The organism is Robbsia sp. KACC 23696 (assembly GCF_039852015.1).
Lineage (GTDB): Bacteria > Pseudomonadota > Gammaproteobacteria > Burkholderiales > Burkholderiaceae > Robbsia.
Map to the genome: position 1 here is coordinate 614,889 of NZ_CP156628.1, position 13,112 is coordinate 628,000.

At 52.8% G+C, this 13,112-nt stretch carries 5 protein-coding genes; all 5 read right to left on the minus strand.

Annotated features, from left to right (window positions below; translation table 11 throughout):
• Positions 1 to 46: 46 nt before the first annotated feature.
• Positions 47 to 6,772 (minus strand): calcium-binding protein, encoded by a 6,726-nt coding sequence (locus tag ABEG21_RS24015; protein ID WP_347558116.1) that lies wholly within the window; start codon positions 6,770 to 6,772, stop codon positions 47 to 49.
• Between the two features lie 167 nt (positions 6,773 to 6,939).
• The gene (locus ABEG21_RS24020; RefSeq protein ID WP_347558117.1) at positions 6,940 to 8,409 is read right to left on the minus strand and encodes a TolC family protein; all 1,470 of its coding nucleotides are present in this window, start codon (positions 8,407 to 8,409) and stop codon (positions 6,940 to 6,942) included.
• Entirely contained in the window at positions 8,399 to 9,832 is a 1,434-nt protein-coding gene (locus ABEG21_RS24025; protein WP_347558118.1) for an HlyD family type I secretion periplasmic adaptor subunit, read from the minus strand. Before ABEG21_RS24025 ends, ABEG21_RS24020 begins: the two co-directional genes overlap by 11 nt.
• Positions 9,833 to 9,839: 7 nt before the next feature.
• Positions 9,840 to 12,035: a type I secretion system permease/ATPase gene (locus ABEG21_RS24030; protein WP_347558119.1), complete on the minus strand. Its 2,196-nt coding sequence runs from the start codon at positions 12,033 to 12,035 to the stop codon at positions 9,840 to 9,842.
• 824 nt (positions 12,036 to 12,859) lie between these two features.
• Positions 12,860 to 13,024, minus strand: coding sequence for a hypothetical protein (locus ABEG21_RS24035; protein WP_347558120.1), 165 nt, complete (start codon positions 13,022 to 13,024; stop codon positions 12,860 to 12,862).
• Positions 13,025 to 13,112: the final 88 nt, after the last annotated feature.

Here is a 13,112-nt window from a genome sequence, read left to right on the forward strand (position 1 = left end):
AGAGCCAGTTCACCTCTCTCCCAGACAGGGAATCTCTCCCAGTGATTTACGCGTGCCAGGCGTTATGAGCCGCAGCTAGAACCGTAGGATCGGTAATCGCAGGATTCGCGGCAGACGTCGGATCGAAGCCTGGATTTTGCGACGAGAAATTCGCCATCGCTTGAATGAGTTGGCTCAGACCAGAGTCGATCTCCACCACGCTACCGCCTGGCGTTGCCGTCGCAGTAATTTCATGCAATTGACTAAAATAACCGAAACCGTTCTGGACTGTCACCTTATCCGAGGTCCCCATCAATTGGATCTGAAGATCGTCGCCAACTTGACTGAACCACACGTTCTCCTCTGCAGCACCGCCCAACGCCAGCGTTCCCGAACCTGAATTATTGATCGTCAATGAGCCGTATCCGGCATTGAACACATAGGTGTCGGAACCACCGTTGCCCGTGACGGAATCCACCCCTCCCTTCCCGTCAATCGCATCGTTATAAGGTGACCCATAAAGCGTATCGTTACCAGCAGTTCCAGTCGTGGTGAGACCAATCAACTCCGCAGCCGACATCGTCATGCCATCAGCAAATTGGACGCTAGTCACCCCAGTCCGCTCAGTGCTCTTGATATTGTCAATATGAATCTGGTCGCCGGAGATGCCGTCCGTCAAGATCAATCCGGTATGGTTAGCGTCCGTAGTCACTTGCAGACTTGATTCTGAAATACCGCTGCCAAGTTTCAAAACCGGGTTTTGACCATACCAGAACGAATTATCGATCTCCAAGCTTCCGTAGCCTTGGTTATAGATGAAGGTGTCATCGCCCCAATTGCCATTGACGTAATCTGTTCCGCCTTTTCCATCGATCACCTCGCTGTCGCTAGATCCAGTAATGGAGTCACTTCCGACAGTCCCCGTCGTCGGCAACGTACGTAGATCGGCATCAGTTAGCGTCGACCCGTCGGAGAATTGCACCAAGTTTATGCCGTTACCCGAGTATTTTTGTGAGTCGAGGCGAATTTGGTCGCCTGAAATACCATCTGTCAGAACTAACGTCCCGGCGTCGAAGCTTGCCTTGAGATTATCGCGAGTAATGCCTGCGCCAAGCTGGAGCGTCGTAGTTGCCCCGTCATTGATCGACTCATCAATTTCGAGCTGGCCATATCCCTGATTAAAGACGAAGGTGTCGTTACCGCCGCCACCCTTCGCGTAATCCACTCCCCCTTTGCCATCGAATAGATCTGCAGCTGACGTCCCGTACATCGAATCAGATCCGCTGGTCCCACTCGTCTCCATCGCTATCAATTGCGCCTTTGACAACACAGAACCATCGGCGAAACGTACAGAAGCGACACCCTGTCCATCGTTCAGCATATAGTCAAGATCGATTGAATCACCGGCGCTTCCGGCAGTAATCAACAGCCCGTTATGGCGATCATCCACGCTAACTTTTAGCATTGACGCACTTATGCCCGCACCGAGCTGGAGCACCGGTGCCTGACCGTTATACCAACTCTCGTCTACTTCCAATGCGCCATAGCCTTGATTGAATTCGAACGTGTCATTGCCTGCATTGCCTTTCACGTAATCGCCACCGCCCTTACCGTCAAAAAGATCGTCTTGAGAACTACCATAGATCGAATCTGCTCCCGACGTCCCGATGTAAGTCGCTTCAGGCGCGCGACCGACATTCATCGCAATTAGCTGCTGCGCGGTAAGCGTGCTGCCATCGGAAAATTCAACTACGCCAATGCCATTGGCTCCCGAATTCGAGAACATGTTGTCGATTGTGACTGCGTCGCCGTCAATACCGTCGGTGATCTGAATAGCCGTTCCGGACTTACTATTGCGCACTGTGATCGACGACGCAGTGATACCGTCACCAAGTCGCAATACGCTGGTTGGGGCCGAATTTTCTTCAGACGAGATCTCCAATGCGCCATACCCTGCATTGTAGATAAAGGTATCGGCACCACCACGCCCTATGGCGAGGTCGTTTCCACCGCGTCCGTCGATTGTGTCTGCGCCACTCGTACCATACAGCGTGTCGGCACCGATACCACCCGTCTCCTCCATTTGGATCAACTGCGCGGAGCTCAGACTCGTCCCGTCCGCCAATTGGACGGAATTAATGCCAGCCCAGCCGTATTCTGAGAAGAAGTAATCTACAGTTACTGCGTCGCCATCGACCCCATCTTTAATGACCAGGTTGTTACCGTCGGACGTCACGCGTAGCGAGTCTTCGGTGATGCCTGGTCCAAACCTAAGCATACTTGCGAAGTCTCCTCCCGCATATTTCTCGTTGTTGATCTCGAGCGCACCATAACCAGAATTGAAGACAAACGTATCGTTTGCATAGTACGAGTGATAGGTATCGTTTCCGCCTAGACCATCAAGGATGAGGTCGTTGCCACCAGAATCAAGCTTATCGCTACCAGTCGTGCCTTTAACGGTGCGGGAAAGATCAAATAGCTGTGACGCACTTAAGGACGAGCCATCTGCGAAACTCACGGAAGTTAGATCTCGAGAAGTGTCAAGACTTCCGCCCGATAGCATACCTTCTAGGATAATCTCGTCCCCGGAAGTGCCATCGCTCAAAACCAAATTGGAATCGGAAACCGAGACGGAAAGCTTGTCGTAAAAAATACCTTCCGTAAACTTCACGGTCGATGATTCAGCAAAGCCATAGACATCCACTCGACCATAACCCTCACTGAACATGACAGTATCGCTGCCGCCGCCTTCGTTGATATAATCGCCGCCGCCTTTGCCGTCGAACACGTCGTTGCGAGACGTGCCATATAACGTGTTCGAACCACTGTCGCCAGTCGCCTCCATCGCGAATATCTGGTCACTGCTGAGACTGGTGCCATCCGAAAATTCTATCTTTCCAATTCCGACGAAACTAGAGTTAACAAGCATTTCGCTGATCGTAATGTCATCACCTGCGATGCCGTCTGAGATGACCAAATCATTTCCATCGAATGCGTTACCCACCGTCAACGATGACGCGGTGATGCCTTCGCCGAACTTCAACACACTCGTAGGGGATCCAGACTCGACTTCTCTGATCTTAAGGGCGCCATAACCAGCTTCATAGGTGAATGTATCCGCGCCCCCCTGGCCGACGAGGTAGTCCCCGCCGCCCTTGCCGTCGAATACGTCGGCGTTTGCCGTGCCATACAACGTATCAGCGCCGGAAGTCCCTGTGGTTGACAGATTTATCAACTCCGATGCCGTCAATGTATCGCCATTGGCGAACTCTATCCTTTGAATACCATCAATGCCGGGGCGTAGCAGCATGCCATTGATCGTGATAATGTCCCCATCGACTTCGTCGGTAATAATAAGGTCGTTGTTGGACGCAGACTGTGTTACATGAATCGATGACCTATCAATTCCAGAGCCTAGCCGCAAGACGCTCAATTGCGACAGATAATTCTCTGAGCTAATCTCGAGCGCGCCATACCCGGAGTGGTAAATGAACGTATCGTTCCCAGAGGTTCCGATCAGAAAATCTGCACCGCCTAAACCATTCATTACCGAACCACCGGATGCTCCATAGAGCGTATCCGCACCGCTCGAACCCGCTCCAGCCAGACCGCGAAGCTCCTCCGCTGAAAGCGTGGTTCCGTCGGCAAATTGTACAATCGCGATGCCCGAAATCGCGGGATCGCTAAGCGCCCCATCAATGACGATTTCGTCGCCAGCAGTACCATCTTTAATCGCGATACCAGCGCCGCCTGCAGAAGCAGACACGGTAACGGATTGCATCGTAATCCCCTCACCAAAGGATAGGATACTGTTTTGTGCACTGTAGTTTTTCGAATCGATTTCCAAACTGCCAAAACCGGTTTGGTACACAAATGTATCTTCCCCACTGCGGCCAACGATCGTGTCGCTCCCCCCAAGCCCGTTGAAGAGTTCCGCGACATCCTGCTTTCCGACAAGGTAGTCGGCACCCGCACTGGTCTCGAGCTCGTGCTCGTATAGATCGTCGATAGTCCAGGTCGTGCCGTCATCGAAGACGATCTTTTGAACGCCGTTGTCAGACGTCAATAAGGCGCCGTCTAGTAATATTTTGTCTGTCGAGTTGCTAAAGGTAATCTCGAACCGGGAGAACGTATCTGCCTTGACTATGACTTGATTTTCGGTATAACCGGTGATTCGAAGTGTGTTCGGCGTAGTGTCCCCACTGTTCTCCGAAATCTCAACAGTTCCAGCGCCGGGATCAACTATGAAGGTATCCCCGCCTCCACCACCATTTAGATATGCGTTAATAGCCGTGGAGTGAAGCGTATTAACGGTTGAATCACCAAAGAGTGCTGCCGAATTGCTAGTGAGCGCCGCCTTCAGGATATCATTTCGACTCCAGGTTGTTCCGTCGGAGAAGGTGATGATCTGGACGCCATTAGCCTGGGATCGCGCCATCCCATCGAGAACAATCTGACTGCCATCCGAAAGCGTTAAAGTAATATCGCCGTTTCCAGTCTCAGCGACATCTTTCACAGAGCTCGGATCAATGCCTGCATCAAAAATCAACTGATTGTGAACATTACTACCACCCAAAACATCTGACTCGTCAATCTCAACTGAACCGTCGCCTTGCGCATAATTGAATGTATCGTTGAAGTCTGTTCCTCCACCGAAGTTCCCGCCGCCATTACCGACAAGCTTTGCGATGCCTTGTCCAGCGAAGAATTCATCCTCAGTGGTACTGCCATTAATTTCGACACCATTACTTGTAAAGGTGAAATCGAGCCCTTGATTTAGTGCATTTGCAATAGAAGCGATTTCCGGAGATGAAGTAGTCGATAAAAGACCAAAGAGCGTATGATCATCAACTCCGTTCTGTGCCTTGTAAGCATTTACCACATCGAGCGCGAGGCGCCAATCATTCTGATTCTGCGCAGTCAACGAACCAAGTCTGATCTGAAGTTCTATCAAAGATAGAATAATGTTGTTCGTGGGGACGATCTCATTAAGCGTCGCGTTATATGAAAACTCCGGCAGAAGAGATTCGCCGGCTGAAGTTTGCTCGAGCATCCGCCCCGCGAATTGCCCGAACAGTGCGCTCCAAATTTTTTGAAGATCACTCACGCTATGCGAAACGACGGCTTGATCGTAAGATACTCCCAAATATTTCTCAATAAATGCGAGTTTTCGAGCATCGAATAAATAAGAACCTCCGCTCGCCGCGGATAATGAACCTACGCCTGCCCACTCGTACATGATTGACTCGAGATTCGAAGTCGCAGTTGCTGCGGAGTAGCTACTTGAATTCATCACGAACTCTTGCACCATCTCGGCTAGTACGGCGTCATACACCATTGATGAGTGCAGGTCGTACATTTGTCCGCCACCCATTATTTGCGGCAGAACCGAAATGGCGTCGGGTATGCTTGGTGTCTCTGTAGCATGCGTGTAGGCACTATTCGAAACTAGCGTCACAGACGCAATTGCGCGCGTCACGCCATCACTGAGCATGTACTGCCCAATGGAAGTAATTGTGTTGCCGTTTAGGTCCGTCGTTTGAGATTCAAAATTTAAATCAATAGATACTATACCGAGGTCCGACAGCGTTAGAAGTTCTCCTGTATCTGTAGTTCCATTCCGATTTTCATCTGTCCAAACACGGAGCGAGCTAAACGAAGAATCAGTTGATGAGATGACGCCGTCACCGTCATCATCAAATGCTCGAAGGTCCTCGATAGAGGAAATCAGTTGGCTTTCGCTCGTGACGGAGGTCGCGCCATTAAGGCTCACGAGGAATGCGGTTCCAGTACCAACCCAGCCGGTACGTTCCGCAAACCCATTGCCGTCGAAGTCAAAATACGTGCCGCTTGTGTTTTCTGCCGTTAAATTAATTCCATTGCCTGTCAGGTCTAAGACGATCGGGTCTCTGCGCTTTAACGATTTTCTGAGACGATTGATAAGCCCTCCTAGCCCTCCCAACCCGGTCTGGCCAGCGGACGATCCGATGGTTCCTCCGGTGCCGGACCCAGTGCCAGGCCCCGTGCCACCCGTCCCGCTTCCTGCACCACCGTCTCCACCTACGCCGTCTCCTCCATTCCCTCCGTCATCGCCACCTCCACTTCCCCCGCCTCCGTCATCGCCGCCGACGCTTATACTGCCGCCGTCGCCATTCGGAATTGGATTACCTTCGGGATCGGTAAGGTCTGAATTTTCCGGCAGACTGTTAGACAGTGCATTAGTTAGAGAATTGAGCTCGTTGCTCACCCAGCCTGCAGCTGCGTTCGCATCGCTGGCGACGGAATCAGGCATTGCTTTTAGCTGATTTATTAAGCTATCAAGCCCTTGTCCGATGGCTTGTTGATTAGCTCCAACTACAATCTGCCCAATATTTGCGGTCATCGCCACCGCAGCCCCCGCTGCGGCTAATACCGGATTTCCGCTTTCCATTGCTAGGGCGCCTAGCCCGCTAATGGCACCCAATCCATCACTTGCGAGGGAACCCAAAGCTGCTGCACGATCAGTAGCCGACGTTGCGTTGGAATATTTAGAATAATCGCTCGCGATTTGTCCGCCGGTGTAAAGAAGCCCGAGGCTACCGGTACCGATACCGAGCGATTTAACAAAACTATCGATCGGGGTTATCTCGCCCGGGATTGCGTTCCATACCGCTGCTCCAAACTGGATAACGTTATTGATATCTTGAGCCGAGGCGTTGCCGTTGACGACATTTCGGTAGGAGCTCCAAAAGTTAGTGCCCTGCGCACCAGTATCCGCAACGGCGCCGCCATATTCAGAATAAATGTTTGACACAAAACCCCCTCATTAGATTTTATCTATAAAATCCGTACATATTATTTACGTACGAACAACAAACGGAAAAGACCGAACTAGTACCACTATTTACAACCAACAGAATTAAATAATTAATCAAAATTTATATTCTTTTCGATCTGTGTCTTTTGAATAGAAATATTCGATCACCGCGATGGAATCCGTCCAATTTTCGCCGCAAGTTGTAAGCGCGCTGACCTCCACTCATTCACCGCTCTTATCCACGAAACACGGGCGCGCGCGTAAGCTTGAAGTCCACTTAGCAGCTCAAGAATGTTTCCTACCCCCTTTTCATATCGATGCCCAGAGACCTCATATGACTTCCGCGAGATCTCGATTAAAGCTTCGTTGCTCACGAGCGACGCCGTTGCTGTCTGTAACGTTTGATATGCACTCCACACGTCGCTGGCGACCTTGATTTGCGCTTCACGCAGAACTTCGTGCTGGTAATCAGCTTGCGCGTGCGCTTCTCGAATCTGGTAGTTCCGCACAAATCCTTCAAAAATCGGAATGGTGACCTGTAGACCCAGATACCATTCATGGCCCGTCGCTGGAAACTGCGGTATGCCGACCGCAAGCGTCGTCGGTTGATTGTTATGGCTATACTCAGCAACGAACTGAAGCTTAGGCAGTCCCTCCGCTCGGGTCTGACGGACTTTCGCTTGCGCCGCATCAAGTTGGGACTGAGCGGCGCGAATACTGGGATAGCTCGCCTTAGCAGTTTCGATCAACGCATCCACAGTCTCCTGAAACATCGCGTCGGGCTTCACACCTGCGTCGACCGGTGGCATAGCGAGCGCTGTATTCGGCTCCATGCCCATATCCCCGTTCAAAGTGCCAATTGCCGTCGCGAGCTCGCCTTCGGCCTTTGTTTCATCAAGCTGAGCTTGTGCCAGCGTGGTTTGCGCTTGAAGCTGGTCACTTATTGGAGCAACCCCTTTGTCTGCGCGCGCCTTTGCAGCGTCGAATGTTTGCTGGGCCGCCGCAACGATTTCTTTTTGGGCATCGACAGCGCCTCGCGCTCCTTGCGCCGAATAGAAGTCTTTCGACACTGCGCCGAAGGCATCATCCAATGCCGCTTCTTGGCTGGCTTGAGCAGCTTCCAACAGCGAATTTGCATTCTGCAGCGCTGCCGCGCGCCCGCCAAAATCGTAGAGCACCCAATTCAGGGTGACGCTCTCAGTGCGCAAGACGCTATTACGATAATTCGAGCTGTATTGCGGATAGTTTGTGACATTGGTTGTTGTTTCATCCCTGACACCACGCCACTGTGCACTGACCGTCGGCAGGTACGCGGCGCGCCCAATGCCGACTTCTGCTGCTCGGATTTTCACTTGCGCCCAGGCTTCGCGGGTCTTGGGGTTGTTGCATAGTGCCCGTTCAATCGCCTCATTCAAAGTCAGCGGCGTCGGCATGCTATCGAACACACAAACGCCAGAGCCGGTGTTTGCGAATAGGGGTGCAGCCGGGGACATAGGGATGGCGCCATGTGTAAGGAGGGGATCAAAGGCGAACGCAGAAGTCGTCAATGCCATGCCAAAGCTGATTGCGCCGAACATCGAACGAGCCAACTTTATGTCGAAACGGTGCTTCACCACGCTAGTCTTACCGTTCACGCATACTCTCCTGCGCCGTCGTGATGACCGGGTCGAGCAAATAATGCGCGACACTTTGCTTTCCAGTTTTGATTTCTGCCGTCACCGCCATACCTGGGGTTAGATGAATGGTGCGGCCATTCGCATTGATCGTATTGGTCGGCAGCTTGATTCGCGTGACGAAGGTCAAACCGCCCTTCTTATCTTGCATCGCGTCGTTCGAAATCGTCTCGACCGTCCCCGTCAGATAGCCGTATCGCGCGTAAGGAAACGCCTCGATTTTGACGTTCGCAGTTTGCCCTACTCGCACAAAGCCAATATCCTTGTTCTCGATATTGGCCTCAACCTCGATCGTGTCGTCCGGCACGATCTCCATGATGGAAGCCGCGGCAGTGGCCAGGCCTCCCAAGGTGTGTAGAGAGAGTTGCTGCACCGTCCCAGCGACCGGTGCCGTGAGCGTCAACAAGCGCTGACGCGTATCAGCCTTGGTCTCGTCGTTGCGACTTTGCTCAAGCTGTTGCGTCGCCTTGTCTAAAGTCGTCAACTGGTCGCTTCGGAATTGCGCTGTAGTAGAAGCGATTTCGGCTTGCTGCTGTGCGATGCCTGCTACGAGTTCGCCTGCGTGACTGCGTTGCGCAGCAAGCTCATGCTCTTGCGTTTCGGCGGCGCTCTCCTTATCGAGATAGTCGTTCATCGACACGTATTTCTGATCGATGAGCGACTTGTATTGACTGGCTTGTTGCCGAGCAATCGGGGCCGTGGCCTCGAGTTTAGCGATCTCCTGCCTGGTCGTGCCCAGCTCAGCCTGCCGCTTGGCGAGCTCCGCCTGCGCGCTATGGAGCTTTTCTTGATAAGCGAGATACAAGCCGAGCGCAAAGCTCTCGGTCTGCGCTTGCTGCTCAGGCGTAGCACCCTCTATTTTCGCGACACGCGGACCGACAGCCCCAGGGGCGACGTTCAACAACGCTTGCGAGCGCGCAGCAGTGAGCGAGGCGTTGATTCGGTCTAGCCGGGCTTTGTCAGAGTCCGCTGCTGCTTGCGTCGCATCGAGCTGGACCAGCCGATCACCCGCCTTTACGCGTTGGCCGTCATGGACATAGATTTCGCGTACCACGCCGGTGATCGCCGGCTGGATGACTTTGACATGTGCATCGGGCAAGAGCTTGCCTTTGGCAACAGCGACGATATCGAGTCGGCCAGCAACCGCGATTATTAGCGTAATCAAGGCGAGCGCTACGATCGCGCGCATCAGCCACCGCGGCGCGGGATGCACCGGACTGTCCATCAGCTCGAGATTCGCTGGCAGGAAGGCAAGTTCGTCTGTGTGCCGTACGGGCGATGCCAATTGATGCCTTACACCCCACGCCATCCGACTGATCATCAGATAGCGCTTCAACAGGTCACCGAGCGCCTGTAGCCGCAATGGAATAAAAGATTTGGACATCGGGGCCTCACATAATCTGCTGCAAGCTGACCAGGTGGGCGTAATAGCCCTTCGCCTGCATCAAGTCATCATGCGTGCCTCGCTCCACAATTCGACCACGGTCCATCGCTAGTATTTGGTGCGCGTGGCGTACCGCACTTAAGCGGTGCGCAATGATGAAGACCGTTCTGCCCTGGCACATCGCTTTCATATTGTTCTGGATGATCCGCTCAGTCTCGAAATCAAGGGCGCTGGTCGCCTCATCGAAGATCAGGATGCGCGGGTTCGTCACGAGGGCGCGCGCGATGGCGATACGTTGCCGTTGGCCTCCCGACAAATTCGATCCGTGCTCGCCGACCATCGTGTCGTAGCCCTCCGGCAGCTCGGAGATAAACTCATGCGCGCCGGCGAGCTTCGCTGCATGGATCACCGCCTCCAAGCTCGTGCCAGGGTCAGTTACCGCAATGTTGTCTCTGATCGAACGGTTAAAGAGGGCGTTCTCCTGCAGCACGACGCCAATCTGTCGACGCAGCCAAGCCGGGTCGGCCAGGCTTAAGTCGATATCGTCGATCCGCACTCGACCTGCTTCAGGGAGATAGAGGCGTTGAATTAGCTTCGTGACAGTGCTCTTGCCGGAGCCGGAGCGGCCGACCACGCCGACGATCTGGCCGGCGGCGATATCGAAGGAGATACCGTCGAGAATCGGCATGCCGTCAGCGCGATACCGGAAGCGCACATTCTCGAACTGTACGGCGCCCTTGACCGACGGCAGCGCTTGTCGGCTTTGTGGCAGTTCCGATCGGGTGTTCAAGATGTCGCCAAGGCGACTCATTGAAATCCCGACCTGCTGGAAGTCCTGCCATAACTGGGCAAGGCGTAAAACCGGCGCCGCAACGCGTTGCGACATCATGTTGAAGGCGACCAACTCCCCAACAGATAACTTGCCGTCGATCACCAGCTTCGCACCGAAGAACAACGTCGCCACCGTGACGAGCTTGCCTACCAGTTGAATCAACTGCTGGCCAACGTTCGAGATCGTTCCGACCTTGAAGCTTGCCGTAACGTACGAGGCGAGTTGGTTGTCCCAGTGCCGGATGAACTGGGGCTCAAGCGCCATCGACTTGACCGTCTCGACGTGCGACACCGACTCAACGAGAAACGACTGGTTGTCAGCACCACGCGCAAACTTCTTGTTCAGCCGATCTCGCAGTATCGGATTTAGCCCTGCTGAGATAGCCGCGTAAAGCGGAAGCGATACGACGACGATCAAGGTCAGGCGCACGCTATACCAACACATCACGCCGATAAACAGGATCGAGAAGACAAGGTCGATGACCGCAGTGAGCGCCTGGCCGGTCAGGAAATTACGAATGTTCTCCAACTCACGTATGCGGGCTACGGTGTCTCCTACCCGACGCGCACCAAAGTAAGAGAGAGGCAACGCCAAGAGGTGCCGGAACAGCTTGGCGCCCAGTTCCACGTCAACGCGACTCGATGTGTGGGAGAAGACATAGTTCCGCAAGCCCGTGAGCGCGACTTCAAACACAGCACTGACCAGCAATGCAATACAAACCACATTCAACGTGCTGTAGGCTTGATTGACCAAGACCTTGTCCATCACCACTTGGAACATCAGCGGCGACACCAACCCGAAGATCTGAAGCACCGCGGAGACACCCAAAACCTCAAGTAGTAAGCGGCGATATTTGACGACGACGGGAATAAACCAGGAGAAATCGAAGCGCGCCAGCTCGCCTGCCAGAGACGCGCGCGAGGCAAAGAACAGGAACTGACCATGGCAGCGTGCCAAGACCTCATCTGGGGTGCAAACACGTGTTTGCGCATCACCCGCTTCAAGGACCAATGCGCGCTGACCATCACAACCGGCGAGAACGAAGTGGCGCCCTTGAGAATCAAGCGCCATCGCCGGGAAAGGTACTTTAGCTAAACGCTCAGCTGTCGTCCGCACCTTGCGCACCTTCAAGCCAACGCCACGGCCTGCCAAGATTAAGTCGGCAACATCCATGGCCATGCCAGGGACGGCGGCTTGATGCTTGATTTGCTCTGGATCAACGGCTATGCCATGGAAGCGCGCAATACGAGCAAGACAGATGAGGCCAGGATCAACGAATGGTGATGCCGTCGGCGCAGCGACGGACGATGAGGCGTTTGCAGAATTAGCAGCGGAGATATCTCCACCAGAGAACGGCGGTAACGGCGACATGCTGCGACTCGAAAACGACCGATTGCGCGCACGTCCGAAAAATCAAACGCACGCGTCAGATCGGCTTTAGACAGAAAGAAAGAAGTCGAAACAAACATCGACCCTCAAAACATTGCAGTCAGATGAAAATGTTTAACAGGATCGCGTATTTCTCAAGAAAATTGCATGAAACTTGATGGCGTAATACACAGTTCTTCTTGCAAAGCCGCTCTGATCAAGAAAATTGACTAGACGTATGGCCCTTTTCTTCAATGACCTCCGTAATCCACATAAACAGAGTCGTACCTATGCTCCGGCAACATCTTACAAAGAGACTTGGAAAATGTAAATATTCGTAATAGACCTCCCCACAAATTTCACTCGTTGACGCGCAGAACGAATGAGTAAGCAAAATGAAATGTAAGTATAATGAAAGATTTAAGTGTCGACTTTACGTACAATCAATATGCTATATTACGTTTTAATTTCAGCTCGAAACTTTCCCAGGATTCGAAGGCTCTATCATGAGCTTACAGTTGCGTTGCAATCACCACAAAACAGCCGATCAATCAAAACTTGACTTTCATTTCTTTCGGTGCATTTCTTTAGGTCAACGCGGGACTACGCGGCTGGAAATCGCGATGAGTCGTGCCTGTCAAAAGCCCGTACGCGATCGACGAAAGTTGCCGCGTAGTATCCGTTCAGCTACCTATAAGAAGCTATCTCGGGGAAATGTCAGCCGCTTCATATTTTTATCTTTCACACGGTAAAAAATGTCAGTAGTGTAGATTGATAGCGCACTCTACAAACGAACTAGCTCGCCCAACCACGGCACCGGAAGAACCCTATCGTGCACGAACGACGCGTGCGTCGGTACCTTCCCAGGAGAATGCTCCACGACCACCTAATAAAATCACTCCCACCATCAGAACATCAACGTCGCTACGCTGGGCGCTGCATTTTTTGATGCTTATCTCCGCCACTGCGGCCGACTTCTGCAAAATTTCCATGAGGCAACTCCGACGACACTCATGCTTGATCTAAAATGACAAAAGTAAAGCGCGACTGCCACGATATAACATCGGCCTCTAGCATCAT